Below are 26,336 nucleotides of genomic sequence, written 5' to 3'. Positions count from 1 at the left end.
ACCATTGCGGCACGCCGCCCTCGTCAACCTTTAGACCACGACCGTCTGCGCTTCACCCGCTGCGCTTTCACGGACCGTGCCGATCTTCCAGACCTGCTCGCCCGCCGCGGACAGCAGACCGATCGCCGCATCGGCATCCGCGGCCGACACGATCACCGCCATACCGATACCGCAGTTGAACACGCGGTGCATTTCCGCATCGGCGACGCCGCCGTGCTTCTGCAGCCACGAGAACAGCGGCGGCAGCGGCCACGCGCGATGGTCGAGCTCCGCGGTCAGGCCTTCGCGCAGCACGCGCGGAATGTTCTCGACCAGGCCGCCGCCCGTGATGTGCGCCATACCCTTGACCTCGACCTGCTGCATCAGCGCGAGCAGCGGCTTCACGTAGATGCGCGTCGGCGCCATCAGCGCGTCGGCGAGCGTGCGGCCGTCGAAGTCCGCGTTCAGATCGGGATTGGCGCGCTCGATGATCTTGCGCACGAGCGAAAAGCCGTTCGAATGGATACCGCTCGACGCGAGCCCGAGCACCACGTCGCCCGAAGCGATCTTGCTGCCGTCGATGATCTTGCTCTTTTCCACCGCGCCGACCGCGAAACCAGCCAGGTCGTATTCGCCGTCCGGGTACATGCCCGGCATTTCCGCGGTTTCGCCGCCGATCAACGCGCAACCCGACAGCTCGCAGCCGTGCGCAATGCCCTTCACGACGGTCGCCGCTGTGCCGACGTCGAGCTTGCCGCAGGCGAAATAGTCGAGGAAGAACAGCGGCTCGGCGCCCTGCACGAGGATGTCGTTGACGCTCATCGCGACCAGATCCTGGCCGACCGTGTCGTGCTTGTTCAGCTGGAACGCGAGACGCAGCTTGGTGCCGACGCCGTCGGTGCCGGACACGAGCACCGGTTCCTTGTACTTCTTCGGCACTTCGAACAACGCGCCGAATCCACCGATGCCGCCCAGCACGCCGTCGCGCAGGGTTTTCTTGGCAAAGGGCTTGATGGCGTCGACGAGGGCGTCACCCGCATCGATGTCCACGCCGGCGTCGCGATACGACAAACCTTGGGCCGAATCGGTTGAAGGCTCGGCGGATTTCGGTTGATTCATGGGGAAAAGCTCGAAGGTCGGTAAAATGCGATTTTACCCGATGCTGGCCGCCTGGCTGGAATTCACGCGTTCCGACGATATCCTGGAAACGACATTGCAACACGACACCCCGATTCCGGCGCCGCCGACCCGCGCAATTGCGCCAGCCGTGCTTCGCGACGCGCGGCCTCACGACCCGGCGAGCACGCTTCACGACAACTGAGCGCCTGGCAACCTTCCAGGCCCCGAGGTCCGGGCCACTCGCGGCCTGAGCCTCATTTTCGGCATTAACCTACTGTGCTTCGTCAACTGACGCTCGATCTCGGCACCCCGCCGCCATCGACATTCGACAATTTCTTCGCCGGCGCGAACGCCGAGCTGGTCACGCGCCTGCGTGAGCTCGACGACGCGCTCGCCTCCGGACCGGTCGCCGATCGCACCTTCTACATCTGGGGCGAAGCCGGCAGCGGCCGCACGCACCTGCTGCAGGCGCTCGTGCACGAAGCGCCGCCGGGGCATGCGCGCTTCGCCGGGCCGCAAAGCAGCCTCGCCGCCTTCGGCTTCGATCCGCGCGTCGCAATCTATGCAATCGACGACTGCGACGCGCTGTCGGCCGCGCAGCAGATCGCCGTGTTCAACCTGTTCAACGAAGTGCGCGCGCATCCGACCAGCGCGCTCGTCGCCGCGGGCAACGCGGCGCCGATCGGCATGACGGTGCGCGAAGATTTGCGCACGCGCCTCGGCTGGGGACTGGTGTTTCACCTTGCGCCGTTGCCCGACGACGCGAAGGCCGCGGTGTTGAAACGCGCGGCGCGCGAGCGCGGCATCATGCTCGCCGACGACGTGCCGGCCTACCTGCTCACGCACTTTCGCCGCGACATGCCGAGCCTGATGGCGCTGCTCGACGCGCTCGACCGCTTCTCGCTCGAACAGAAACGCGCGGTCACGCTGCCGCTGTTGCGCACGATGCTCGCGTCGCCCGACCCCGCCGCCGCGCCGGGTTCACACGCCGCTCTTTCCGCTTCAAGTAAAATAGGCGCCCATGGCTAACCTTGCACTCTTCGATCTCGACCACACGCTCATTCCCACCGACAGCGACCACGAATGGGGCCGCTTCATGGTGAAAAAAGGCATGGTCGACGCCGAAAATTTCGCCCGTGAAAACGATCGCTTTTACGCCGACTACAAGGCCGGCAAGCTCGACATTCACGCTTATCTGATCGCCATGCTGACGCCGCTCGCGAAGTACACACGCGCGCAGCTCGCTGACTTTCACGCGCAGTACATGCACGAGGTCATCACGCCGGCCATCCAGCCGGCGGCGCTCGAACTCGTGAAACAGCATCGTGAAGCGGGCGACCTGTGCTGCGTCGTCACCGCGACCAACGAGTTCATCACGCGGCCGATCGCGCAGGCGTTCGGCGTCGACACGCTGATCGCGTGCGAGGCGGAGACCGTCGGCGGGGAGCCGCACGGCGCCTACACCGGTCGCCCCACCGGCACGCCGAGCTACAAGGAAGGCAAGATCGTGCGCACCGAAATGTGGCTCGCGTCGCTCGGCAAGAGCTGGAGCGACTTCGAGCACAGCTATTTCTATAGCGATTCGCACAACGACATCCCGCTGCTCGAAAAAGTCACCGATCCCATCGCGACCAATCCGGACGACACGTTGCGCGCCCATGCGCAAGCCAAAGGCTGGCGCATCCTCGAACTCTTCCAACCCTCGTGATCAAGAAACTCATCCGCAAGCTATTCGGCCAGGACACGGCGACCGCTGACGACACGCTCTCCGCCGCCGCCAGCGTCGACGGCAATGCCAATGGCAAGCCGCCGGCGCGCGGCAAGTCCGTATCCGGCACGACCGCTTCCGCCACGGCCGCGCGGCCGCGCCGCAAGTCCGCAGGTGCCGCTGCTGCCGCGCAAGTGCCGCGCGAGCCGGACGTACCCGTCATCATTCCGCACGACGTGCACGGCATCGACCCCACGCTGATCTCGCGCAATGCGATCCGCGTGACCGAGGGCCTGCAACAGGCGGGCTTCCGTGCGTTCATCGTCGGCGGCGCGGTGCGCGACCTGCTGCTCGGCGTCAAGCCGAAAGACTTCGACGTCGCGACCGACGCGACTCCCGAACAGGTGCAGAAGCTGTTCCGCCGCGCGCGCATCATCGGCCGGCGCTTCCAGATCGTGCACGTGCAGTTCGGCCAGGAAATCATCGAAACCTCGACGTTCCGCGCGCTGGTCGATCCGCCCGCGGCCGACGCGCCGCCGCCGAAGCGTCTGAAGCGCGACGAGCTCGACCGCCGCACCCACGCGGTCGATGCGAGCGGCCGCGTGCTGCGCGACAACGTGTGGGGCGAGCAGCACGAGGACGCCACGCGCCGCGACTTCACGATCAACGCGATGTACTACGATCCGGCCACGCAAACCGTACTGGACTACCACAACGGCATGGCCGATATGCGCGCGCGCCTGTTGCGCATGATCGGCGACCCGGCCACGCGCTATCGCGAGGATCCGGTGCGCATGCTGCGCGTCGTGCGCTTCGCCGCCAAGCTCGACTTCGACATCGACGACGCCACGCGCGCGCCGATCGAGAAGATGGCCGATCTGATCGACAACGTGCCCGCCGCGCGTCTGTTCGACGAAATGCTGAAGCTGATGCTGTCGGGTCACGCGCTCGCGTGCCTGACGCGGCTGCGCCAGGAAGGCCTGCATCACGGGCTGTTGCCGCTGCTCGACGTCGTGCTCGAGCAGCCGACCGGCGAAAAATTCATTTCTCTGGCACTCTCTAGCACAGATGCACGCGTGCTCGCCGGCAAGCCGGTGTCGCCGGGCTTCCTGTTCGCGACGCTGTTGTGGCACGACGTGCAGCAGCGCTGGCAGAAGTTCGAGGCCGAGGGCGAGTATCCGGTGCCCGCGCTGCATCGCGCGATGGACGAAGTGCTCGACATGCAGACCGAAAAGCTCGCGATCCACAAGCGCTTCTCGGCCGACATGCGCGAGATCTGGGGCCTGCAGCTGCGCCTCGAAAAACGCTCGGGGCGCAGCGCGCTGAAGCTGCTCGAACACCAAAGATTTAGAGCGGGGTATGATTTCCTCCTGTTGCGCTGCGCATCGGGCGAACTCGACGAGTCGGTCGGTGCATGGTGGACGGAGTTCATCGAAGGAGACGTCGCCGCGCGCGAGACCTTGCTCACGCAAGGCGGGAAGGACCGGAGCCCAAGAAAACGACGGCGGCGCGGTGGCGCCAGAAGCCGCAAATCAGGTGACGGAGTGGAGGGCGGCTCGTCCGCCGAACGCACGGACAACGACGCGGGCCTCGAAGGCTCGCACGAAGACTGACGCGGCGTTCGCGGAAAAGCCGTCAAAACGATAGTTGCAGGAAGATATGCCATGACGGTTGCTTATCTTGGCCTCGGCGCGAATCTCGGGGACGCGCGCCAGACCCTGAAAGACGCGGTGGTGTGCCTCGCACAACAGCACACCATCACCGTGCTCGCCAAATCGAGCCTGTATCGTACTGCCCCGATCGACGCGGGCGGCGACGACTATTTCAACTGCGTCGTGAAGCTGGAAACGACGCTCCCCGTGCGGCATCTGCTCGCGCTGTGCCACAAGATCGAGCATCAGTTCGGCCGTGAGCGGCCGTTCCGCAATGCGCCGCGCACGCTCGATCTCGACATCCTGCTGTATGGCGATCAATCGATCGACGAAGCCGATCTGATCGTGCCGCACCCACGCCTCGTCGAGCGCGCGTTTGCGCTGGTGCCGCTCGTCGAGATCGACGCGGCGATCGTCATTCCGCTGCATGGCCGGGCCGCCGCGCTGCTCGACAGCGTCAGCGATCAGCGCATCGAGAAAGTAAAGTCGCCCTGCCAGTGCCCGATGCTCAATGCGCTGACCGGCAATTCCGCCGAGAAAGGCCGCTGCGAATGAGTTCGCCGCCGCTCACGGTCACCGCGCCGCAGCTGCGCCCGCCGTTCGGCTATATCGCGATCGAAGGGCCGATCGGCGTCGGCAAAACCTCACTCGCTCGGCGCCTCGCGCAACGCTGGTCGATGCACGAACTGTTCGAACGCTCGCAAGACAATCCGTTTCTTGAACGCTTCTATCGCGACACCACGCGCTATGCGCTACCGGTGCAGTTGCACTTCGCACTGCAACGCGCGCAGCAGGCGCAGGAAGTCAGCGCCGCGCAGGCGAGCGGCACGCCGCTGATCGCCGACTTCATCACGCAGCGAAACGACATCTTCGCGCGTCTGACCTTGCAGGAAGACGAGTGGCAGTTGTACCGCGCGCTTGCCGTGCGGCTCGACGTCAGCGCGCCGGAGCCGGACTTCGTCGTTTATCTGCAGGCGAGCCCAGAGGTGCTGTTCGCGCGCATCCAGAAGCGCGCGGTGCCGATGGAGCTGCAGATTTCCGATGCCTATCTGCGCGCGCTGTGCGACGCGTACAACGAATTCTTCTACCACTACGACCGCACGCCCGTGCTGACGGTCAACGCCGAACACCTGAATCCGCTCGACTCCGACGCGGACCTTGCGCTGCTCGCCGAACGCATCGAGACGATGCGCGGCCGCAAGGAATTCTTTGTCAAAGGCACGTCGCTGTAAGCGGCGCGGCTAGTTCATTTTTTTCACTGGATTGACCATGACTTATTTGCAGGAAGCGAGCCGGAGCGCGATCACCGTGCCGAAACTGCAGGCAATGCGCGACGCTGGCGAAAAGATCGCCATGCTCACCTGTTACGACGCGAGCTTCGCCGCGCTGCTCGATCGCGCGGGCGTCGACGTGCTGCTGATCGGCGACTCGCTCGGCAACGTCCTGCAAGGCCAGGCGACCACGCTGCCGGTGTCGCTTGCCGATATCGCGTATCACACGGCGAGCGTCGCGCGCGCGCGGCCGTCGGCGCTGATCGTCGCGGACCTGCCGTTCGGCACCTACGGCACGCGCGAAGACGCATTCAGGAGCTCGGTCGAACTGATGCGCGCGGGCGCGCAGATGGTCAAGCTCGAAGGCGGCGAATGGCTCGCCGACACGGTGCGGTTTCTGGTCGAGCGCTCGATTCCGGTGTGCGCGCATGTGGGTCTCACGCCGCAGTCGGTGCATGCGTTCGGCGGCTTCAAGGTGCAGGCCAAGACCGAAGCGGGCGCGAGCCAGTTGCTGCGCGATTCGCTCGCCGTGCAGGAAGCCGGCGCGCAATTGATCGTGATGGAAGCGATCCCGTCGCAACTCGCGGGCGAGGTCACGCAGCAGCTGCGCATTCCGACGATTGGTATCGGCGCGGGCCTCGGCTGCTCGGGTCAGGTGCTGGTGCTGCACGACATGCTCGGGATTTTTCCTGGCAAGCGACCGCGCTTCGTGAAGGATTTCATGCAGGGACAGCCGAATATTCAGGCCGCCGTCGAGGCGTATGTGCGGGCGGTAAAGGACGGCACGTTTCCCGGCGCCGAGCACACGTTCTGATGCTTCATTGCCGCGCGAGCGCGCGGCATTCCCGTATTTTTCAGTGCTCTAACCAACAAGCCGTGCCGGCACCGCGCCGCGCAACGCGTTGCACACGAGCAGCGCTTCGGCGTTCAGCACATCCGCCCGCGTCAGCACTTTTTCACCGGCCCGCAAGCCCGACGCGTCGTCGAGCAACACGCTTCGCATTACACCTGGCAGCACGCCTGACGCGAGCGGCGGCGTCCACCATTGTCCCGCGAGCTTCACGAACACGTTCGACCTGCCGCCTTCGGTCAGTTCGCCCCGTTCGTTGAAAAACAGCGTATCGAAGGCGCCCTTCGCTTCGGCTTCGCGCCAGCCGCGGTCGTAGTCTGCCCGGCGCGTGGTCTTGTGGCGCAGCAGCGGATCGGCGGCGCGGGTCGGCGCGAACTGCGCTTCGGGGCCGAGCAGAACACCAACGATCGCATCCGCCAACGGCGCAAGTATCGCGGCCGAGATCTGGGTCACCCCGCTCTTGCTCAAGGCAAGCCGCATTCGATGCGGCATCTGCGCCGGGAGCGTGGCGCACCGCGCTGAAATCTCCCCACGAATGCGCGCTTCGTCGAACCCGAAGCCAAGCGTCGCGGCGCTCGACGACAAGCGCCGCAGATGCCGCTCGACGTGCCGCACGCCGTCTTCCCGCGTCGCGTACATCGTTTCGAACAGTTCGAAACCCGGCTCGGCGCCCATCAGAAAACGTGCTTTCAATCGACACTCCTCGTGCTCGTCGGCGGCCACGCTGTCGAGCACGATGCCCGCGCCGATGCCCATGCTGCCGCGCAGACCATCCGTGCCGCCGGCTTGCGCGGTCGACGCAGTCAACGTCAACGTGCGAATCGCGACCGACATGCAAAAGTCGCCGCAATCGTGATCATCGCCCGGCGCATCGAGCCAGCCGATCGCGCCGGTATAGAGCCCGCGCGGCGTGCTTTCCAGTTCGTCGATCAACTGCATCGTGCGATGCTTCGGCGCACCGGTAATCGAGCCGCAGGGAAACAGCGCGCGCAGGATCGTCGCGAAGGAGGTGCCATCGAGCAACGTCGCCTCGACAGTCGACGTCATCTGCCACACCGACGCATACGGCTCGACCGAAAACAACGCCGGCACGCTGACCGAGCCGATCCGCGCGACTCGCGACAGATCGTTGCGCAACAGATCGACGATCATGACGTTCTCGGCGCGGTTCTTCGGATCGGTCGCGAGGAACTCGGCGTTACCCCGGTCGACGGCAGGATCTTGCGAGCGCGGCGCCGTGCCCTTCATCGGCCGCGCGCGCAACGTCGGGCCGTGCTTTTCGACGAATAGTTCGGGCGAACACGACAGCACCCACGCATCGTCCGGCAACGCGATCAGCGCGCCGAACGACACGGGCTGGCGCGCGCGCAACCGCCGATAGAACGCAAGCGGCGAGCCGAACACGTCGAAGCCGAGGCGGTACGTGTAGTTGACCTGATAGGAATCGCCCGCGCACAGGGCGGCGTGAATCGCGTCGATCGCCGCGTCGAACTCGGCGCGATCGACGCTCTCGCGTACGTTCGCGGTGCCCGCGACCGACGGCTCGAAAGCGCCGTTGTCCCGCGCCGTCAGCCACGCGTCGACCTCGTCGCGCGAAAGCTTCGCACAACGTTCGAACAATAAAAAACGCAGCGTGGCATTGCCACGCTGCGTTTCAGAAGACCGGCGCGCATCGAAACCCATCAGCGCGCGGCCAAATTCATAATCGGCGAGCACGACGGCGTGCAAACCGCTCCGGGTATCCGCCGCGACGCTGTCGCACACGGCTTCGAGCTGCGCCGCCTCCGTGCAGACCCGCTCGCGCACGAAACCCGTGTACAAGCGGCTCGACGGAAGCGCCGCCGTTGCACCGCAATCGTCGAGCAGCGCGAACGCCGCGCCGCGACTGTCCACCGTCATACTGACCGCCGAATCAAATCAATCGAAAAAGCTCTTTACGCGATCGAACCAGCTCTTGCTTTGCGGACTATGCCGCGAACCGCCTTCCACGAGCGCCTTTTCGAACTGCTTGAGCAGATCGCGCTGCGCTTCGGTGAGCTTGACCGGCGTTTCAACCTGCACGTGTACGTACAGATCGCCGGCGATGCTCGAACGCAGCCCCTTGATGCCCTTGCCGCGCAAACGGAACGTCTTGCCGGACTGCGTGCCTTCCGGCACCGTGAAGCTGGCGCGACCGGCGAGCGTCGGCACCTCGATATCGCCGCCGAGCGCCGCGGTAGTGAACGGGATCGGCATCTGGCAATGCAGATCGTCGCCGTCACGCTCGAACACCGAGTGCTGCTTGATATGAATCTCGACGTACAGATCGCCCGACGGACCGCCGTTGATGCCCGGTTCGCCGTTGCCGGCCGAGCGGATGCGCATGCCGTCGTCGATACCGGCCGGGATCTTCACTTCGAGCGTCTTGGTTTCCTTCACCTTACCCGCGCCGTGGCAGTGATTGCACGGCTCGGGGATGTAGGTACCGGTGCCGTGGCACTTCGGGCAAGTCTGCTGGATGCTGAAGAAGCCCTGCGACATGCGCACCGAACCCGAGCCGCTACAGGTCGGGCAGGTTTCCGGCTTGGTGCCCGGCTTCGCGCCCGAGCCATGGCAGACTTCGCACGAAACCCAGCTCGGCACACGAATCTGCGTGTCGTAGCCGTGTGCGGCCTGCTCGAGCGTGATTTCCATGCTGTAGCGCAGATCGGCGCCGCGATACACCTGCGGGCCCGCGCGGCCGCCTCCGCGTGCGCCGCCGCCGGCCGCCTGGCCGAAGATGTCGCCGAAGATGTCGCCGAATGCATCGGCAAAGCCGCCGAAACCTTGCGCGCCGGCCCCACCCATGTTCGGATCGACGCCCGCGTGACCGTACTGATCGTACGCGGCGCGCTTTTGCGAATCCGACAGCATTTCATAGGCTTCCTTCACTTCCTTGAAATGCTCTTCCGCATCCTTGTGACCCGGATTGCGGTCGGGGTGGTGCTTCATCGCGAGCTTGCGATAAGCCTTCTTGATTTCGTCGTCGCTCGCGTTCTTTGCGACGCCCAGAACCTCGTAGTAATCCCGTTTCGCCATATCGGTTCAACGCCGCCGCGCAAAGCGACGCGGTAGCTCCTTGTGAATGCTGTGGAGTCTCACGACTCGTCCGGCCGCTGTCTGCGCCGCGCCAGGGCACGGTTCAAAACAACGCCCTCCATAAAACGAACGTGCCCGGAGAGCCCCAAAAAGGCTCGCCAGGCGCGAAAACCGCTCTTGCACTTTGGGCGCCCCGGGGGCGCCGTTCTCGTGCAGCCGGGCCGCGCACATTGCTGTGCACGGCTTTACGGTCGGATGCCGACCTGGCTTTAGTCTTTCTTCACTTCCTTGAAGTCAGCGTCGACCACATCGTCGGCCTGCTGGCTCGCACCCGCCGATGCACCGGCACCGCCCGCCGCGCCCGCCGCCGCTTCGGCACCTTGCGCAGCCTGCATGTCGGCGTACATCTTCTCGCCCATCTTCTGCGAGGCCGTGGCCACCGCTTCGATCTTCGCTTCGATCGCGGCTTTGTCGCTCGAGTTGCTCTTCAGCGCGTCTTCGAGGTCCTTCAACGCGGCTTCGATCTTGTCCTTCTCGCCAGCTTCGAGCTTGTCGCCGTACTCGGTCAGCGCCTTCTTCGTGCTGTGGACGAGGGCGTCACCCTGGTTGCGGGCGTCGGCCAGCTCACGCAGCTTGTGATCTTCTTCCGCGTTCGCTTCGGCGTCCTTCACCATCTTCTCGATTTCGGCTTCGGACAGACCCGAGTTCGCCTTGATCGTGATGCGGTTCTCCTTGCCGGTCGCCTTGTCCTTCGCGCCGACGTGCAGAATGCCGTTCGCGTCGATGTCGAAGCTCACTTCGATCTGCGGCACGCCGCGCGGTGCCGGCGGAATGCCTTCGAGGTTGAACTCGCCGAGCAGCTTGTTGCCCGCTGCCATTTCGCGTTCGCCCTGGAACACCTTGATCGTCACGGCGCCTTGATTATCATCAGCCGTCGAGTAGACCTGCGCGTGCTTGGTCGGGATCGTCGTGTTCTTGTTGATCATCTTCGTCATCACGCCGCCGAGCGTTTCGATGCCGAGCGACAACGGGGTCACGTCGAGCAGCAGCACGTCCTTGCGGTCGCCCGACAGAACCTGGCCCTGGATCGCGGCACCAACGGCCACGGCTTCGTCCGGGTTCACGTCGCGGCGCGGATCCTTGCCGAAGAACTCCTTCACCTTTTCCTGCACCTTCGGCATACGGGTCATACCGCCGACCAGGATCACGTCGTCGACTTCGCCGACCTTCACGCCCGCGTCCTTGATCGCGACGCGGCACGGCTCGATGGTGCGTTCGATCAGGTCTTCGACCAGCGCTTCCAGCTTGGCGCGCGTGATCTTCAGGTTCAGGTGCTTCGGACCTGATGCGTCCGCCGTGATGTACGGCAGGTTGATTTCGGTCTGCTGGCTCGACGACAGCTCGATCTTGGCCTTTTCAGCCGATTCCTTCAGGCGCTGCAGCGCGAGCACGTCTTTCGACAGATCGACGCCCTGCTCCTTCTTGAACTCGCCGATGATGTAGTCGATGATGCGCTGGTCGAAGTCTTCGCCGCCGAGGAACGTATCGCCGTTCGTGGACAGCACTTCGAACTGCATTTCACCGTCGACGTCCGCGATTTCGATGATCGACACGTCGAACGTACCGCCGCCCAGGTCGTACACCGCGATCTTGCGATCGCCCTTTTCGGCCTTGTCCAGACCGAACGCGAGAGCCGCGGCGGTCGGTTCGTTGATGATCCGCTTGACTTCCAGACCGGCGATGCGGCCGGCGTCCTTGGTTGCCTGACGCTGGCTGTCGTTGAAGTACGCCGGCACCGTGATCACGGCTTCCGTGACGGTCTCGCCAAGGTAGTCCTCAGCGGTCTTCTTCATCTTGCGCAGGACTTCGGCGGAGATTTGCGGCGGCGCGAGCTTCTGGTCGCGCACTTCGACCCACGCGTCACCGTTGTCGGCCTTGATGATCTTGTAGGGCATCAGGCCGATGTCCTTCTGCACTTCCTTCTCTTCGAAGCGGCGGCCGATCAGGCGCTTGACCGCGAACAGCGTGTTCTTCGGGTTCGTGACCGACTGACGCTTGGCCGGCGCGCCGACCAGGATCTCGCTGTCATCCATGTAAGCGATGATCGACGGCGTGGTGCGCGCGCCTTCCGAATTCTCGATGACCTTGACCGAGTTGCCTTCCATGATCGCCACGCACGAGTTGGTCGTGCCGAGGTCGATACCGATGATTTTGCCCATTTTTGCAAATCTCCTGACTTTGATCGCTGCGGAAAGCGCCCGGTTGGCCCATCTGGCGGCGGGACGATCCGCTCTCAATTCATACCTGCACTCAAAATGAGTGCGGCCACATCGTTTTCAAGACCTCTTTTGCGATGCGGTCTTTAATTTTTTTCAATCACGGGGCGAGGCGCCTGAATCTTCGCTGCGAGCCCGCTCCGTCAGTCTGCGCGGCGCCCCCGGCGTGGTTCGCCGGAAGCGCCTGAATCGATGGGACCTTTGCGGCACGTAGCGATGCGAAGCGACGCAGCAGACGCCACCGGCGCAAACGCCCGGAGCGAGTGTCGACGTGATTACTTCGGCGCCGCGACGGTCACGAGCGCGGGACGCAGCACGCGATCCGCGATCACAAAGCCTTTTTGCAGCACCGCGACGACGGTGTTCGGCTCCTGGTCGGCCGGCACCATCGAAATGGCCTGATGGCGATGCGGGTCGAACTTTTCGCCGACCGGATTGATCGCCACGACGCGACCCTTCTCGAGCGCGCCGCTCAACTGCCGCAGCGTGAGCTCGACGCCTTCGCGGACCTTCTGCAAGTCGTCGGACGAATGGGCGACGGCCGCCTCGAGACTGTCGACCACCGGCAGCAGATGTTCGGCGAAGCTCTCGATCGCAAACTTGTGCGCCTTGGCGACGTCTTCCTGAGCGCGACGGCGCACATTTTCGGTTTCGGCCTTCGCGCGCAGGAAGCTTTCCTGCAACTCGGCGATCTTCGCCTGAGCGTCGGCCAGCGCCTGCTCGGCGGCACCCTGGGCCGGTTCCGCGGGGGCGCCGGTGTCCGGCTGTTGAGCAGCGGCCCCGGCTGCCTCGGCGGCCTGGCGCGCGGCTTCGTCGGCGGGCGTGGGATTCTGGCTCGTCGGGTTCTCTTGCGTGTTTTCCATGTCGCTGAAAGTCGTTAAAAAGTAAAAGCCAAAGGCGGTGCAAGCCGTTCCGACACAGTACGATTCATGCTTTGCAAAATCGCGACACGCGTCTTCGCGCCGATCCGCCAGACCGGACCCCAGATGGGGCCTGAAAAAGCCGTTTCAAGCGGGTCGAGGGTTTTTTCGCACCACCGACGTGCAGGCGAAATGCGCCGTAACAAGCCTCAACATGGCGCAATCAGATAGAGATTGAGTGCAGCCCGCAACTGACCTATTCTCCAGTCATGGAGCGGCAACGCCACGTTAACCCTAATCTGACGTAAGCCTTACCGACACCTGACAGTCGTTCCGATAGCCTGTTTCAGCCCATCAAGGGGAGTACCGTGAAACTGACCTTTGCAATCGGCGTGGTCGCACTGGTACTGATCGCGGGCACCACGACCATCTGCATGTCCGGTGCGGTCAACGACCACACCACCGAGTACGGCGGCGCACACGCCACCGTGGAGCAGTTTCTCAATCCCCACCTGAAAATCTGTCGATAGTGCGCCGGTCGCGTTTGGTCGGTCGGCCGTGCAGCGCGGCGGCCGGCTCGTGGTAGACCTTACGCCGTTCCTGCTCGACCTGCCGCTTCGCCTTGCTCTGCGCGGTTTCCACATAAAGCGTCTGCGCCACGCTCGCCGGACCGCGTACGTCGCATACGCCCAGCACCTCCACCTGCCACACGTAGCGCTCGATCTCGATTTCGACCAGATCGCCGACACGCACGTCCTTCGCCGGCTTCACGGCGACGCCGCCGATACGCACCCGCCCCTTGTCGACCGCCTCCGCGGCCAGCGAACGCGTCTTGAAGAAGCGCGCGGCCCACAGCCATTTGTCGATGCGCAGTTTCGCGCCCGGTTCGGTTGAAATGCGGTAGTTCATCTGCGTATTCAAGCTCCTGTCGTGTGCGGCACCGGCACCGCCTGCGCGGGCCAGCCCTGCAGATGCTGCGCAACGATTTCGCCAAGCGCGGCAACCCACGGCTGCGACGCGTTCAGACAGGCGATCCGGTGAAACTCCTTGCCACCCGCCTGCAGAAATTCGCCGCGCACTTCCATGCCGATTTCCTCGATCGTTTCGAGGCAGTCGGCGGTGAAACCCGGGCAAAACACGTCAGCACGCCGCACGCCTGCCGCGCCGAGTTCCTTCAACGTCGGCGCCGTGTAGGGCTGCAGCCATTCGGCATTGCCGAAGCGCGACTGGAACGTGATGCGGCATTCGACCGACGTCAAATCGAGCGCCTGCATCAGCAGCGCGCCGGTCTGCTGGCATTGCTCGTGGTACGGGTCGCCGAGGTCGAGCGTGCGCTTGGGCACGCCGTGGAAACTGAGCACGAGCTTGTCGCCCGCCGCGAAATCGGGGCGGCCGTGCAGATGCCAGTAGTGGTGCACCTGTGCGGCGAGCGCCGCGATGTACGCCGGGTGATCGGCGTACTGGCGCACGGTGCGGATTTCCGGCTGGTTGCGCATGCGCTTGAGCGCGGAAAAGGCTTCGTCGAACGCGGTCGCAGTGGTCGACGCCGAATACTGCGGATACATCGGCATCAGCAACACGCGCTCGGCGCCCGCGAGCTTCAGCTGGTTCAGCATTGCCGGAATGCCGGGCGTGCCGTAGCGCATCGCGTAGTCGACCAGCACCGTGTAGTCGTTCAGTTGCAGCAGATGGCGCAGGCCCTCGACCTGCTTTTCGGTGTGGACGCGCAGCGGTGAGCCCTCGGGCATCCACACCGCCGCATACTTCTTCGCAGAGCTGCGGCCGCGAAACGGCAGAATCAGCAGACGCAGAATGAGCTGCCACAGCAGCGCCGGAATTTCGACCACGCGAGGATCGGACAGGAACTGCGCGAGGTAGCGGCGCACCGCGCGCGGCGTCGGCGCGTCGGGCGTGCCGAGATTGATCAGCAACACGGCGACGCGATGCGACGTGGCGTTCTGTGAAGGCCGCTCGAGGTCGAAGCGCATAGGTAGCAGAAGTCACCGCATTTTGCGGCGAATCGATTCAATGGAGATTCATTATAGCGGCGCGGGTTCTGCCCGGCGCCGCCAGAGACCCCTGGCCATTCGGACGATTGGCAGACACCGCGCGTTCGCGCATCATGGTCGCCACGGACCGCGATGACGACAGTTCCGCGGAGCCCGAGGACTACTGCTGGCTGAGCGTCATGGACAACAGCCGCGCGGTTATGTCCACGATCGGAATCACGCGGCTGTAGGCCATGCGGGTCGGTCCGATCACACCGAGCGTGCCGACGATCTTGCCGTTCACCTCGTACGGCGCGGTGACGACGCTCATTTCCTCGATCGGTACCAGATTCGATTCGCCGCCAATGAATATTTGCACGCCCGCCGCGTGACTCGACACGTCGAGCAACTGAAGGAGGCTGGTCTTCTGGTCGAACACATCGAACAGCTTGCGCAGGCGCGCCATGTCCGACGAAAGATCGGCGACTTCGAGCAAATTGCGCTCGCCCGAGATCAACACGGTCTCGCCGGTGTCGGATTCGTCGGTGCTGGCGGTGACGGCCGCGTGCATCAGCGAGGTCATGTCGCCACGCAGCTCGTCGATTTCCTCGCGCAGGCGGCGGCGCACCTCGTCGAACGAGAGGCCCGCGAAGTGCGCGTTGATGTAATTGGAGGCTTCCACCAGCTGCGAAGGCGAAAAGTCGCGCTGGGTGGCGAGGATGCGGTTTTGCACGTCGCCTTCGGGCGTCACGATGATCAGCAGAATGCGCTGGTCGGACAGGCGCATGAATTCGATCTGCTTGAACACGTGACTGCGACGCGGCGTGAGCACGACGCCGGCGAACTGCGACAGATTTGACAGCACGCTCGCCGCCGCGGCGACGATCTTCTGCGGCTCGCCCACCTGCAGCGTGGTCTTGACGGTGCGCGTCACCGCCTCCTCGTCGGCGGCGGATTCGACGGTCAGCATCGTGTCGACGAACAGGCGGTAGCCGCGTGGCGTCGGAATGCGCCCTGCCGACGTATGCGGACTGATCACGAGCCCCAGATCCTCGAGGTCCGACATCACGTTGCGGATCGTGGCCGGACTCAGTTCGAGGCCCGAATAACGTGACAGCGTGCGCGAGCCGACCGGCTGACCTTCGGCGATGTAGCGCTCAATCAGCGTTTTGAGGAGGGTTTGTGCGCGAGGATCTAGCATGACGAAAAATTTTAGCTCATTGGCATCGCAGCCGAGAGCGCCCGCGGCGCCCGCTCCCGGCGAATGCACCGCCGTCGGCGGGCTCGCATGTCATCGGGTCTTCACCATTCTAACGATAATCGCGACATACGCAGACGCCCTGCGTGCGCCGCCCCACAACCGGGTTGGTCTGCGGTTCTTTTCAGGCCCTACCTATGGTGTAATGCCGGCATGCAAGTGACCAGCCAGTTCAAGACCGTCGCGCTCGTCGGGCGCAGCAATACGCCAGGCATCGGCGAGCCGCTGACCGCGCTCGCCGCCTGCATCGCGAAGCTCGGCCTGGAAGTCGTGTTCGAAGCAGACACCGCCGCCGAAATCGGCGTGACCGACTATCCGGCGCTGCGTCTCGCCGAGATCGGCGCGCGCGCCGACGTCGCCGTGGTGCTCGGCGGCGACGGCACGATGCTCGGCATCGGCCGCCAGCTCGCGCCGTATCGCACGCCCTTGATCGGCATCAACCACGGGCGGCTCGGCTTCATCACGGACATTCCGATCTCCGACATGCGCGAGATCGTGCCGCAGATGCTGTCCGGCAATTTCGAGCGCGAGGAGCGCGTGCTGCTCGAAGCGCGCATCGTGCGCGACGGCACGCCGATCTACCACGCGCTCGCGTTCAACGACGTGGTGGTCAACCGCAGCGGCTTCTCGGGCATGGCGGAGTTGCGCGTGTCGGTTGACGGCCGCTTCATGTACAACCAGCGCTCGGACGGCCTGATCGTCGCGACGCCGACCGGCTCGACCGCGTACGCGCTGTCCTCGCAGGGGCCGATCCTGCATCCGCAACTACAGGGCATCGTGCTCGTGCCGATCGCGCCGCACGCGCTGTCGAACCGGCCGATCGTGCTGCCGGACGAATCGAAGGTCAGCATCCAGATCGTTTCCGGGCGCGAGGTGAACGTCAATTTCGACATGCAGTCGTTCACGTCGCTGGAGCTCGGTGACACGATCGAGGTGCGCCGTTCGCGCCACACGGTGCCGATGCTGCATCCGGTCGGCTACAGCTACTATGCGACGCTACGCAAGAAGCTGCACTGGCACGAGTACCCGTCGCACGAAGAAGACCCGAGGCCGTAAGCGGCACTTTGATTTCGCACGCCGCCGCGGCCGCCACCCGAATCCCAAGCTCACCCGACGACCTCCATGCTTCGCCACCTCTCGATACGCGACTTCGTCATCGTCGCCGCGCTCGACCTCGAATTCGACAGCGGCTTTACCGTTTTCTCGGGCGAAACCGGCGCCGGCAAATCGATCCTGATCGACGCGCTCGCGCTGGCACTAGGCGCGCGCGCCGAGGCGAGCGTCGTGCGCACCGGCGAGAGCCGCGCCGACATCACCGCGGAGTTCGAGACGCACGCACAGGTCGATCAATGGCTCGACACCCAGGCGCTCGGCGCGGCCGACGACGGCCAGCACGGCGGCACCGTGATGCTGCGGCGGGTGGTCGACGCGAACGGCCGCTCGCGCGCGTTCATCAACGGTACGGCGGCCACGCTCGCGCAGCTGCGCGAGGTCGGCGAGATGCTCGTCGATATTCACGGCCAGCACGCGCACCAGTTGCTGATGCGCCCGGACGCGCAGCGCGAGCTGTTCGACACGCACGCGGGCCTGTCCGACCTGGCCGCCGCCGTCACGCGCGCGTGGCGCACGTGGCGCGACAAGGCGCAGGTCGTCGAGCACGCGCAAACGCGCGATCGCGAGCTGCAACTCGAACGCGAGCGACTCGCGTGGCAACTCACCGAACTCGACAAGCTCGCGCCACAGCCGGGCGAATGGGAAGAAGTCAACACCGAGCATCGGCGGCTGTCGCATTCCGCGAATCTGATCGACGGCGTGCAGGGAGCGCTCGGCGCGCTGTCCGAATCGGACGACGCGATGATCACGCATCTCGGCTCGATCGTGTCGAAGGTGCGCGACCTCGCGGAGATCGATCCGGCGCTGAACGACGTGCTCGCCGCGCTCGAACCGGCCGAAATCCAGTTGCAGGAAGCCGCGTATTCGCTGAGCCACTACGCGCAGAAGCTCGAGCTCGATCCGGAGCGGCTCGCGCAGGTCGAAAAGCGCCTCGACGCGCTGCACTCGGCTGCGCGCAAGTTCCGCCTGCGGCCTGAGACGCTGCCGGAAGAACACGCCGAGCGGCGCAAGCAATTGGCCGCGCTCGACGCCGCCGCCGACCTCGACGGCCTGCGCGCCGCCGAAGCGCAAGCGAAGGAAGTGTTCGTCGCCGAGGCGAAAAAGCTGTCGAAGGCACGCGCGAAAGCAGGCAAGGCGCTCGGCGAGGCGGTCACGACCGGCATGCAGGAACTGTCGATGAAAGGCGGCAGCTTCGAGGTCGCGCTGGTGCCGCTGCCCGAAGGCGGCGCGCACGGGCTCGAGCAGATCGAGTTCCGCGTCGCCGGTCATGCCGGCGTGCCGCTGCGGCCGCTCGCGAAGGTCGCGTCGGGCGGCGAACTCGCGCGTATCAGTCTCGCGCTCGCAGTGATCGCGAGCGCGGCTAGCCCGACACCGACCCTGATCTTCGACGAAGTGGATACGGGCATCGGCGGCGGCGTGGCCGAAGTGGTCGGACGGCTATTGCATCAGCTCGGCGAGGCGCGCCAGGTGCTGTGCGTGACCCATCTGCCGCAGGTCGCCGCGCGCGGCGATCATCATTTCCAGGTCGCAAAGATGAGCAACGGCACCGGCGGCACGCTCAGCAGCGTGAGCTCGCTCGACAAGGCGAGCCGCATCGAGGAAGTCGCGCGCATGCTCGGCGGCCTCGAAATCACGGCGACCACGCGCAAGCACGCGAAGGAAATGCTGGCCGCCTGAAATTGCGCCGCGCATAGGCGGCCGCACACGGCTGAGTCGGCTTGGCCGGGACGTCACACCGATCCCGGCCGCGCATGATGCGCTACGCGAAGTGCGTGAGCGCCCTTACCCAAACACCCTCTTCCACAACGCCAGCACCGCCTCGCGCTCGGCCGCGACCAGCGCCGGATCGACCCGCGCCTTCTCCATCCCATCGAGCCGCAGCGTGTGCTGCAGCTTGCGATAGCGCCGATAGGCGGCGCCGACCGTCTCCGCTTCCGCTTCGCTCATTAGCCCGAAACGCGACACCTCACGCAGCAGCGCGATATTGCCGGTATTGCGGATCAGCTCGGGATCGCGCGCCGCATGCAGCAGCACCCAGTACTGCACGGTGAACTCGATATCGACCATGCCGCCGCGGTCGTGCTTCAGGTCGAACAGCGCCGGCGTATGGTTCGGATGTCCCGCCTCGACACGCGCGCGCATCTCGACGATCTCTTTCGCGAGCGGCGCCGCTTCGCGCGGCGTCGTCAGCACCTGTTCGCGGATCGCCTCGAACTTCGCGCCGATCTCCGGATCGCCCGCGCAGTAGCGCGCACGCGTCAGCGCCTGATGCTCCCACACCCACGCGGTATTCGCCGCGTCGCCCTCGCGCAGCTGGTAGCGACGGAACGCATCGAGGTCGGTGATGAGCAGGCCCGACTCGCCGTTGGGTCGCAGCCGCAGGTCGATGTCGAACAATGTGCCGGCGCCGGTCGCGGTGGTCAGCCATGTGATCAGACGCCGTGTGTAGGTTGCGTAGACGTCGGCGGCGGCATCGCCGGGATCGTCGTACAGGAAGATCAGGTCGAGGTCCGACGCGTAGCCGAGCTCCTTGCCGCCGAGCTTGCCGTAGGCGATCACCGCGAAGCGCGGCACGTCGCGATGACGTTTGGCCAACTGCATCCACACGGCTTCGATCGTCACGTCGAGCACTGCGTCGGCGAGCTCGGACAGCCGGTCGCTGACGTGCTCGACGGACAGCTTGCCGGCAAGCTCGATCAGCAGAATGCGGAACACCTCGGCCTGATGCGCGTGACGCAGCAGATCCATCTGCTGCTCGACGCCATCGGCGGCGGCGAGCCGCAAACGCAACGTACGCTTGAATTCAGCCCAGTCGAACGGACTGTTGATCGCCTCGACGTCGAGCAGCTCGTCGAGCAGCTGCGGATGGCGGATCAGATAGCCGGCCGCCCAGCGCGAGCCGCCCAGCACCGACAGCACCTGGTGCAGCGCCTGCGGATACTCGGTCAGAAGCGCCAGATACGCGCCGCGCCGGCTCACCGCTTCGAGCAGATCGAACAGGCGCGCGACCGTATCGCCGCGCCGCCCGGCCGGCTCCAGCGTGCGCGCGGCTTCGAGCGCGCGCTGCGCGACGATGTCGAACCGCTGCCGGCTGCGCTCGTTCAGGCCCGTGTAGCGCGACGAGCGCCACACCGCCTGCAGCCGGGCGAGCAGATCACCGGGCTCGGCCACCCCCAGTTCGACGAGGCGCGCGCGCAGTGCGTCGTCGGCGCTATCGTCGGCGAGCGCGCTGCTCCACACCCACGCGGCCGCGCCGTCCTCGGGCGCGCCGCAACCGTCGCGGCCGCCCACCTTGTCGGCGAAAATCTGGTCGAACTGCTGTTCGACGAACTCGCGATGCGCGTCGAGCTTCGTCATCAATTGCGGGTAGTCGTCGCAGCCCATCGCGCGCGCGAGCGCCATGCGGTCTTCGGCATCGACGGGCATCGCGTGGGTCTGCGCGTCGTTGCGATATTGCAAACGATGCTCGAGCTCCCGCAAAAAGCGATACGCCTGCGACAGCTTCACGCACACCGACGGATCCATCAACCCATTCGTGGCCGCGTGGCGCAGCACGGCGAGCGTCGGCCGCACGCGAAAGCCGGCGTCCTGGCCGCCGCGGATCAGCTGGAACACCTGCGCGCTGAATTCGATTTCACGGATGCCGCCACGGCCGAGCTTGATGTCGTCGGCCTTGTCGGGGCGCATCGACGCGCGGCGCTGCGCCTCCTGGCGGATCTGCAGATGCAGCGCGCGAATCGCGCTGATCACGCCGAAATCCAGATAGCGTCGATAGACGAACGGCGTGACGATCGCCCCGAGCTGCTTCTGCAGCCGCTGCGCCGAGGCGCTCGCGCCCTCGGACACGAGCCGGCCCTTGATCCACGCGTAGCGCTCCCACTCGCGGCCCTGCACATAGAAATACTCTTCGAGCATGCCGAGGCTGCATACGAGCGGCCCCGAATCGCCGTTCGGCCGCAGACGCATATCGACGCGAAACACGTAGCCGTCGGCGGTGACTTCGGCGAGCGCGCCGATCAGCCGCTTGCCGAGCCGCGTGAAGAACTCCTGGGTCGCGAGCGGCGAGCGCTGGCCGCCGGCGGTCTCGCCGTCGTCCTCATAGACGAAGATCAGGTCGATATCCGACGACACGTTCAGTTCGCGCCCGCCGAGCTTGCCCATACCGACCACGCCAAGCGTGAGCCGTTCGCCCTGCTGGTCGCGCGGCTCGCCATACAGCGCTTCGAGCTCGGCGCTCAGCACCGTCAGCGCGCGCTGGATCGTCGTTTCCGCGAGATCGGTCATCGCGCCGGTGACTTCGGCGATATCGGCCTCGCCGGCCAGGTCGCGCTCCATCACCGCGCAGAATACTTCGGTGCGCAGCTGGCGCAGCGCGCGCTTCAGCGCATCTTCGTTGACCGGCGCACCGGCTGGGCCCGCCGCCTCGGCGCACAGTTCGTCGAGACGCGCGTCGATGCGCTCGCGCGTCAGCGGTTCGTCGGCCAGCGCGCCGACATGCGCGACCAGTTGCGGGCGGGCCGCGGCGGCGCGCGCGGCATAGTGCGAATAGCTGGAACTCAGGAGGGTGGCGTCAGTCATCAAAAATCTGGCTCGCTCGTTGCTTGATCGAATTTGTCCGGCGGTATTCTGACGGTGTACGGGTGTCGTTCCGGGGTCGTTGTCGTGTCGTTCCGTCGTGCCATCGGCATGCGGCGACAGGCGTGCCGGCCCCCCTGCCGGACGGCCTCGCCAATCGCCGTCACGGGCCGTCGGACAGGGTTCGCAGGAGGTCCGCCGACGCTTTCCCGTGTGATACATTTCGTCGTTAACACGCAAAACTACCATACGCCCAGCCGCCGCAGCATGTCCGAGCGAAACGAATCCGCCGACCCGCAAACCCCACCGCAGGTCCGGCATGTGAGCGGAAGCGACCACATCGTGCTGCGTCGGACGTTGCGCGTGCTCGCCGCGCTCGCGCTCGTCCTCTATTTCATCGCGGGCGGACTGTTTCTGGGTTTGCGCTACGTGGTGCTGCCGCGCGCCGACATGTTCCGGCCGCGCATCGAAGCCGCGGTCTCCGACAAGCTGCGCACCCAATTCACGATCGGCCGGCTCGCGCCGCACTGGAGCGGCTTCCAGCCAGGGCTCGATGTCACGAATCTCGTCATCCGCGATCACGACGGCCAACCCGCGCTGACGATTCCGCACGCCACCGCGTCGGTGTCCTGGCGCTCGCTGTGGGAGTTTCATCTGGCGCTGTCGAGCCTGATCGTCGATCAGCCGGACGTGCTGGTGTCGCGCAGCGAGGACGGCGTGCTGTCGGTCGCGGGCGTGCCGGTGCCGACGCGCCACAGCGGCAACGACGCGCTGTCCACCTGGTTGTTGCGTCAGCAGGCGATCGTCGTGCGCGGCGGCGTGCTGCGCTGGCGCGACGCGACGCGCAACGAACCCGAACTGGCGCTGCGCGACATCCGCATCGCGATCCTCAATGACGGCCGCGACCACCGCATGGCGCTGCAGGCGCCACCCGACGGCCAGGTGCTGAAAGGCCCGCTCGACTTCCGCACGCACTTCCGCCACGCGCCGCTCTCGGCGCTCGGCAAGCCGATCAACTGGAGCGGGCAGGTGTACATGTCGACGGGCCCGGTCGATCTGCCGACGCTCGCGCGCTACATCCAGTTCCCGATCGAGACGTTCGCCGGCCGCATCGACAATGCAATCTGGATCGACTTCAGCGAAGGCCGCATGACCCAGGCGACCGGCCAGTTGAGCGGTTACGACGTCGCGCTGCGCGTGCGCCCGACCCAGCCAAGGCTGCTCGTGCCGATCACCCACTTTCTGTGGCGCGTCGAGGCAAACGAAGGCGAGTACCGGCTGCAGCTGTCGGACCTGCGTGCCGAGCTCGGCCAGCCGCCGCTCGAAGACGGCACGCCGCTCACGCGCATCCTGCGCTTCCGGACCCTCGACAGCCGCTACCGGATGGCCTCGCAGCAGCATGGGCAGCTTTTGAGCGTCAGCGGCGATCGCGTCGATCTCGGCATCCTCGCCGAATTCAGCCGCGCGCTGCCGCTGCCGCGGCACTTTCTCAATGAACTCGTGCGCATCAATCCGCGCGGGCGCGTCGCGAACTACGTGATCGAGCTCGAGCGCGGCAAGCCGGAATCCGGAGAAGTGGGCAGCGACCATCGGCCGACGGGTGTTGAACCGATCGAGCGTTATCGCTTCAAGGGCGATTTGCAGGGCATCAGCTTTGCCGCCCAGGAGCCGGGGCCGGGCCTGACGCCGCGCGGCCACCCGCGCGCCGGCGTTCCCGGCATCGAAAACCTGTGGGGCAACGTCGACGCCGATGAAAAAGGCGGCCACGCGAACTTCGATACGACCAATGTGGCGATCACGCTGCCGGGCGTGTTCGACGATCCGCGTCTCACGCTTGCGCGTCTGCACGGCCGCGCCGACTGGACGATGGGCACGAAGGCACCGGGCAACACGCGTCCCGCGTTCGCGCTCAAGCTCAACGATTTCAGCGTATCGAACCCTGACGTCGAGGCGAGCGCGACTGCGAGCTACAGCAATCCCGGCCACGGCCGCGGCTCGCTCGACCTGAAAGCCGACTTCCAGCGCGCGCAGGTGACACACATCGCCCGCTATCTGCCGACCGCGGTCAGCGAAAAGCTGCGCATATACCTCGGCCACGGCTTGCAGGCTGGCGTGTCGCATGGCGCCACGATCGAAGTGCACGGCGACCTGACCAAGTTCCCCTACGCGCGCGACCCCGACGCCGGCATCTTCCACATCGTCGCGCCGTTCACCGGCGGCAAGTTCGATCCGACGCCGTTCCCGCCGCGCAACATGCGCAACGGCACGCCAAACGTTTGGCCGCCGCTCGACGGCATCGACGGCGTGTTCGAGCTCAAGCAGAACGTGCTGCGCTTCGACATCGACCGCGGCCGTTACAAGCGCGTCGCGCTGACCGGCGTGAACGGCCGCATCGACGACCTCGGCACCAAAGGCTCGAACCTAACCATCCAGGGCAACGGCCGCGGCCCGCTCGCCGATATGCTCGACTACGTGAACGGCAGCTCGCTCGGCATCATGGCGCGGCACCAGACCGAAAAGATTCGCGCGCAAGGGCCCGCGTCGCTCGCGCTGAAGCTGACGATCCCGCGTACGCCGAAGCCGCATATCGGCGTGGAAGGCGCGCTCGGCTTCCAGAACAATCGCCTGAGCGTGAGCAATGCGCCGTCGCTGTCGCAGCTGAACGGCCGGGTGCGCTTCACCGAACGCACGGCCGAGGTCGAGCGGCTCTCCGGCCAGTTCCTCGGCGGTGACGTGCGTGCGAACGGCGGCTTGCGGCAAGACGGCACGTACGCGCTCGCACTCAACGGCCACATCGCCGTCGATGCCGCGCGCGAACTGCATCTGCATGGCCCGGCCGCACAGGTGCTCACGCATATGAGCGGCAGCGCGCCTTATGCATTGCGCGTCACCGGCGCGAAGGGCCGCCTGCCGGAGGTCAGCGCCAACTCTGATCTGAGCGGCCTCGGGCTCGATTTTCCAGCGCCGTTCAAAAAGACTGCCGGCACGCCGATGCCGCTGCACTTCTCGGTCAATCCGTCGACGGTGCCGGGCGAAGCCGGCCTCGAACGCGCCGACCTGACGTTGGGGCCGGTCGCCGCCGCGTATCTGCTGCGCTATCGGCCGAACGCGCAGCCGCGTACGTCACCGACCGTCGTGCGCGGCGCGATCGGCGTGAACCGGCCGGTCGACCTGCCGTCCGAGGGCGTGGTCGCCGCGGCGGACATCAAGGAGATCGATGCCGACGCCTGGCGCGCGCTCGCCGCGCAGCTGCGCGCGGGCGTGAGCACGGGCGGGGCGAATGGCGTGAACGGCGGTGCGAACGGCGGCAATACCGCCAGCAGCGCGGCAACACCCGCGGCCGCGCCTACGGCCGTGCCGAATCCCATGCTCACGCAGTTCCTGCCGAACCGCTTCGCGCTGCACATCGACATGCTTACGCTGCTCAAGCGTCACTGGGACAACGTGATCGTCGGCGCGTCGCACGCGGATCGCACGTGGCAGGCGAACATCGCGTCGAATCAGGTGTCAGGCCACGTGTCGTGGCTGCCGGGAGCGACCCGCGAATCGCCGGGCGAACTGCAGGCGCGCTTCGCGCGCGTCGTGATTCCGTCGGTCGCGGACAAGGACCTGCTCGGTCCGGCGATGTCGGCGCCCGCGCTGAACATGCCGTCGATCGATCTGGTCGTCGACGAGCTGATCGTGCACGATCGCAACGTCGGCCGGCTCGAGGTCGACGCGCACAACTTCGAAGAAAACGGCGTGCCGGTCTGGCAGCTCGACAAGCTCGACGTGACGAACCCCACCGCGACGCTGACCGCGACCGCGAACTGGCGTACCTCGACCGAACTGCCCATCTCGGCCGACGAAGCCATGCCGCGCCGCACCGTGTTCGATTTCAAGCTCGACATCAAGGATGCCGGCGCAATGCTCGAGCGCTTCGGTCTGCCGAGGACGCTCAGGGGCGGCACCGGCTCGATTCAGGGCAAGGCCGTTTGGCAGGGCGGCCCGACCACGATCGACTATTCGACGCTGAACGGCAACCTCGCGCTGGATCTACGCCACGGTCAGATCCTGAAGGTCGATCCGGGCGTCGCGACGCTGCTCGGCGTGCTGAGCCTGCAAAGCCTCGCGCGCATCGCCACACTCAATTTCCGCGATGTGATCGGCGAGGGCCTGCCGTTCTCGAGCGTGACGGGTACCGCGCAGATTCATGACGGCATCGCCCGCACCGACAACTTCAGGATGGTGACCGCGCCGGCCCGCGCCGAGATGGTGGGCTCGGTCGACATCGCGCAGAAGAGCCAGGACCTGCACCTGCACGTAGTGCCGACCGTCAGCGCCGGCTCCGCGGTGATCGCCGCGACGGTCATCAATCCGCTGATCGGCCTCGGCGCGCTGATCGCCGATATCGCGTTCACGCATGGGGTGTCGCACGTCTTCGCGCGCGACTACGCGATCACCGGCTCGTGGTCGAAACCGCACGTCGAGCGGGTGACGGGCGAACGGGGTAAGATTGACGCTCCGGCTTCGACCGTGGAAGCGCACTGAGCTCCGGTTTCCCTGGCGCCGCCGTCTCGAACCACGCGGCCGCTCGTGCCGCTCTATCGACTCAATGCGCCAACGGGGCCGAGCCAGCCCAGAACCATGC

At 65.8% G+C, this 26,336-nt stretch carries 20 protein-coding genes; 11 read left to right on the top strand and 9 right to left on the bottom strand.

The window, feature by feature from the left end; genetic code table 11:
* Positions 1-30 precede the first annotated feature (30 nt).
* On the bottom strand, positions 31-1,098 hold the full coding sequence (gene purM / locus F6X39_RS20015) for a phosphoribosylformylglycinamidine cyclo-ligase (RefSeq protein ID WP_187617841.1): 1,068 nt from the start codon (positions 1,096-1,098) through the stop codon (positions 31-33).
* Between purM and F6X39_RS20010 the strand changes: the two genes are divergently transcribed.
* The 7 genes from F6X39_RS20010 to panB all read left to right on the top strand — a co-directional run bounded on the left by F6X39_RS20010 (position 1,097) and on the right by panB (position 6,543).
* Positions 1,097-1,300: a hypothetical protein gene (locus F6X39_RS20010; RefSeq protein ID WP_184062286.1), complete on the top strand. Its 204-nt coding sequence runs from the start codon at positions 1,097-1,099 to the stop codon at positions 1,298-1,300. The genes purM and F6X39_RS20010 overlap by 2 nt on opposite strands.
* Positions 1,301-1,374: 74 nt before the next feature.
* The gene (hda, locus tag F6X39_RS20005; RefSeq protein ID WP_187617840.1) at positions 1,375-2,127 is read left to right on the top strand and encodes a DnaA regulatory inactivator Hda; all 753 of its coding nucleotides are present in this window, start codon (positions 1,375-1,377) and stop codon (positions 2,125-2,127) included.
* Positions 2,120-2,806 carry an HAD family hydrolase gene (locus F6X39_RS20000; RefSeq protein WP_187617839.1) on the top strand — a complete coding sequence of 229 codons (687 nt, stop codon included), beginning with the start codon at positions 2,120-2,122 and terminating at the stop codon, positions 2,804-2,806. Before hda ends, F6X39_RS20000 begins: the two co-directional genes overlap by 8 nt.
* Complete coding sequence (gene pcnB / locus F6X39_RS19995) at positions 2,803-4,419, top strand: polynucleotide adenylyltransferase PcnB (RefSeq protein WP_187617838.1); 1,617 nt, start codon at positions 2,803-2,805, stop codon at positions 4,417-4,419. Before F6X39_RS20000 ends, pcnB begins: the two co-directional genes overlap by 4 nt.
* A 51-nt stretch (positions 4,420-4,470) precedes the next feature.
* Positions 4,471-5,013 (top strand): 2-amino-4-hydroxy-6-hydroxymethyldihydropteridine diphosphokinase, encoded by a 543-nt coding sequence (gene folK / locus F6X39_RS19990; RefSeq protein ID WP_090803125.1) that lies wholly within the window; start codon positions 4,471-4,473, stop codon positions 5,011-5,013.
* The gene (locus F6X39_RS19985; protein ID WP_187617837.1) at positions 5,010-5,690 is read left to right on the top strand and encodes a deoxynucleoside kinase; all 681 of its coding nucleotides are present in this window, start codon (positions 5,010-5,012) and stop codon (positions 5,688-5,690) included. The genes folK and F6X39_RS19985 overlap by 4 nt, the downstream gene beginning before the upstream one ends.
* A 37-nt stretch (positions 5,691-5,727) precedes the next feature.
* Positions 5,728-6,543, top strand: coding sequence for a 3-methyl-2-oxobutanoate hydroxymethyltransferase (panB, locus tag F6X39_RS19980; protein WP_184034424.1), 816 nt, complete (start codon positions 5,728-5,730; stop codon positions 6,541-6,543).
* Between the two features lie 48 nt (positions 6,544-6,591).
* On the opposite strand, the gene pabB is transcribed toward panB, so the two are convergent.
* The 4 genes from pabB to grpE all read right to left on the bottom strand — a co-directional run bounded on the left by pabB (position 6,592) and on the right by grpE (position 12,775).
* Positions 6,592-8,478 carry an aminodeoxychorismate synthase component I gene (gene pabB, locus F6X39_RS19975; protein WP_187617836.1) on the bottom strand — a complete coding sequence of 629 codons (1,887 nt, stop codon included), beginning with the start codon at positions 8,476-8,478 and terminating at the stop codon, positions 6,592-6,594.
* Between the two features lie 18 nt (positions 8,479-8,496).
* Entirely contained in the window at positions 8,497-9,636 is a 1,140-nt protein-coding gene (gene dnaJ / locus F6X39_RS19970) for a molecular chaperone DnaJ (RefSeq protein WP_018419484.1), read from the bottom strand.
* Positions 9,637-9,905: 269 nt separating this feature from the next.
* A complete protein-coding gene (dnaK, locus tag F6X39_RS19965; RefSeq protein WP_184067307.1) occupies positions 9,906-11,855 on the bottom strand; it encodes a molecular chaperone DnaK in 1,950 nt (649 codons plus the stop codon).
* Between the two features lie 332 nt (positions 11,856-12,187).
* Positions 12,188-12,775, bottom strand: a complete 588-nt coding sequence (gene grpE, locus F6X39_RS19960) for a nucleotide exchange factor GrpE (protein WP_090803117.1) — start codon at positions 12,773-12,775, stop codon at positions 12,188-12,190.
* Positions 12,776-13,140: 365 nt separating this feature from the next.
* Here grpE and F6X39_RS19955 point away from each other — a divergent pair, with 365 nt between their 5' ends.
* The gene (locus tag F6X39_RS19955; protein WP_167368620.1) at positions 13,141-13,302 is read left to right on the top strand and encodes a hypothetical protein; all 162 of its coding nucleotides are present in this window, start codon (positions 13,141-13,143) and stop codon (positions 13,300-13,302) included.
* On the opposite strand, the gene F6X39_RS19950 is transcribed toward F6X39_RS19955, so the two are convergent.
* From F6X39_RS19950 to hrcA, 3 genes are all read right to left on the bottom strand, one after another.
* Positions 13,274-13,681 (bottom strand): RNA-binding S4 domain-containing protein, encoded by a 408-nt coding sequence (locus tag F6X39_RS19950; RefSeq protein ID WP_018419480.1) that lies wholly within the window; start codon positions 13,679-13,681, stop codon positions 13,274-13,276. The genes F6X39_RS19955 and F6X39_RS19950 overlap by 29 nt on opposite strands.
* An 8-nt stretch (positions 13,682-13,689) precedes the next feature.
* Positions 13,690-14,760, bottom strand: a complete 1,071-nt coding sequence (gene hemH / locus F6X39_RS19945; RefSeq protein ID WP_187617835.1) for a ferrochelatase — start codon at positions 14,758-14,760, stop codon at positions 13,690-13,692.
* 181 nt (positions 14,761-14,941) lie between these two features.
* Positions 14,942-15,961, bottom strand: coding sequence for a heat-inducible transcriptional repressor HrcA (gene hrcA / locus F6X39_RS19940; RefSeq protein WP_184062291.1), 1,020 nt, complete (start codon positions 15,959-15,961; stop codon positions 14,942-14,944).
* A gap of 210 nt (positions 15,962-16,171) precedes the next feature.
* On the opposite strand from hrcA, the gene F6X39_RS19935 reads away from it, so the two are divergent.
* Both F6X39_RS19935 and recN read left to right on the top strand, forming a co-directional pair.
* On the top strand, positions 16,172-17,074 hold the full coding sequence (locus F6X39_RS19935) for an NAD kinase (protein ID WP_184055543.1): 903 nt from the start codon (positions 16,172-16,174) through the stop codon (positions 17,072-17,074).
* 66 nt (positions 17,075-17,140) lie between these two features.
* On the top strand, positions 17,141-18,808 hold the full coding sequence (recN, locus tag F6X39_RS19930; RefSeq protein WP_184034466.1) for a DNA repair protein RecN: 1,668 nt from the start codon (positions 17,141-17,143) through the stop codon (positions 18,806-18,808).
* Between the two features lie 105 nt (positions 18,809-18,913).
* Here recN and glnE read toward each other — a convergent pair whose 3' ends face one another.
* The gene (gene glnE / locus F6X39_RS19925; RefSeq protein WP_410450209.1) at positions 18,914-21,955 is read right to left on the bottom strand and encodes a bifunctional [glutamate--ammonia ligase]-adenylyl-L-tyrosine phosphorylase/[glutamate--ammonia-ligase] adenylyltransferase; all 3,042 of its coding nucleotides are present in this window, start codon (positions 21,953-21,955) and stop codon (positions 18,914-18,916) included.
* An 18-nt stretch (positions 21,956-21,973) separates the two neighbouring features.
* On the opposite strand from glnE, the gene F6X39_RS19920 reads away from it, so the two are divergent.
* The gene (locus F6X39_RS19920) at positions 21,974-26,236 is read left to right on the top strand and encodes a YhdP family protein (RefSeq protein WP_187617833.1); all 4,263 of its coding nucleotides are present in this window, start codon (positions 21,974-21,976) and stop codon (positions 26,234-26,236) included.
* The last annotated feature ends 100 nt before the right edge of the window (positions 26,237-26,336 follow it).

Origin of the sequence: Paraburkholderia sp. UCT2, assembly GCF_014397665.1 — a bacterium.
GTDB classification, from domain to species: Bacteria; Pseudomonadota; Gammaproteobacteria; order Burkholderiales; family Burkholderiaceae; genus Paraburkholderia; species Paraburkholderia tuberum.
The sequence above is the reverse complement of the archived record's forward strand: the minus strand, read 5'-3'. Positions and strand labels throughout refer to the sequence as shown.

What these genes read in the sequence shown, in the direction of transcription:
- pabB (WP_187617836.1), bottom strand. Translation starts at nt 8,478, where the DNA reads ATGACGGTGGACAGTCGCGGCGCGGCGTTCGCGCTGCTCGACGATTGC.
- grpE (WP_090803117.1), bottom strand. Translation starts at nt 12,775, where the DNA reads ATGGAAAACACGCAAGAGAACCCGACGAGCCAGAATCCCACGCCCGCC.
- dnaJ (WP_018419484.1), bottom strand. Translation starts at nt 9,636, where the DNA reads ATGGCGAAACGGGATTACTACGAGGTTCTGGGCGTCGCAAAGAACGCG.
- panB (WP_184034424.1), top strand. Translation starts at nt 5,728, where the DNA reads ATGACTTATTTGCAGGAAGCGAGCCGGAGCGCGATCACCGTGCCGAAA.
- F6X39_RS19985 (WP_187617837.1), top strand. Translation starts at nt 5,010, where the DNA reads ATGAGTTCGCCGCCGCTCACGGTCACCGCGCCGCAGCTGCGCCCGCCG.
- dnaK (WP_184067307.1), bottom strand. Translation starts at nt 11,855, where the DNA reads ATGGGCAAAATCATCGGTATCGACCTCGGCACGACCAACTCGTGCGTG.
- F6X39_RS20000 (WP_187617839.1), top strand. Translation starts at nt 2,120, where the DNA reads ATGGCTAACCTTGCACTCTTCGATCTCGACCACACGCTCATTCCCACC.
- F6X39_RS19935 (WP_184055543.1), top strand. Translation starts at nt 16,172, where the DNA reads ATGCAAGTGACCAGCCAGTTCAAGACCGTCGCGCTCGTCGGGCGCAGC.
- glnE (WP_410450209.1), bottom strand. Translation starts at nt 21,955, where the DNA reads ATGGTAGTTTTGCGTGTTAACGACGAAATGTATCACACGGGAAAGCGT.
- F6X39_RS19920 (WP_187617833.1), top strand. Translation starts at nt 21,974, where the DNA reads ATGTCCGAGCGAAACGAATCCGCCGACCCGCAAACCCCACCGCAGGTC.
- hemH (WP_187617835.1), bottom strand. Translation starts at nt 14,760, where the DNA reads ATGCGCTTCGACCTCGAGCGGCCTTCACAGAACGCCACGTCGCATCGC.
- F6X39_RS19950 (WP_018419480.1), bottom strand. Translation starts at nt 13,681, where the DNA reads ATGAACTACCGCATTTCAACCGAACCGGGCGCGAAACTGCGCATCGAC.
- purM (WP_187617841.1), bottom strand. Translation starts at nt 1,098, where the DNA reads ATGAATCAACCGAAATCCGCCGAGCCTTCAACCGATTCGGCCCAAGGT.
- folK (WP_090803125.1), top strand. Translation starts at nt 4,471, where the DNA reads ATGACGGTTGCTTATCTTGGCCTCGGCGCGAATCTCGGGGACGCGCGC.
- F6X39_RS20010 (WP_184062286.1), top strand. Translation starts at nt 1,097, where the DNA reads ATGGGGAAAAGCTCGAAGGTCGGTAAAATGCGATTTTACCCGATGCTG.
- hrcA (WP_184062291.1), bottom strand. Translation starts at nt 15,961, where the DNA reads ATGCTAGATCCTCGCGCACAAACCCTCCTCAAAACGCTGATTGAGCGC.
- recN (WP_184034466.1), top strand. Translation starts at nt 17,141, where the DNA reads ATGCTTCGCCACCTCTCGATACGCGACTTCGTCATCGTCGCCGCGCTC.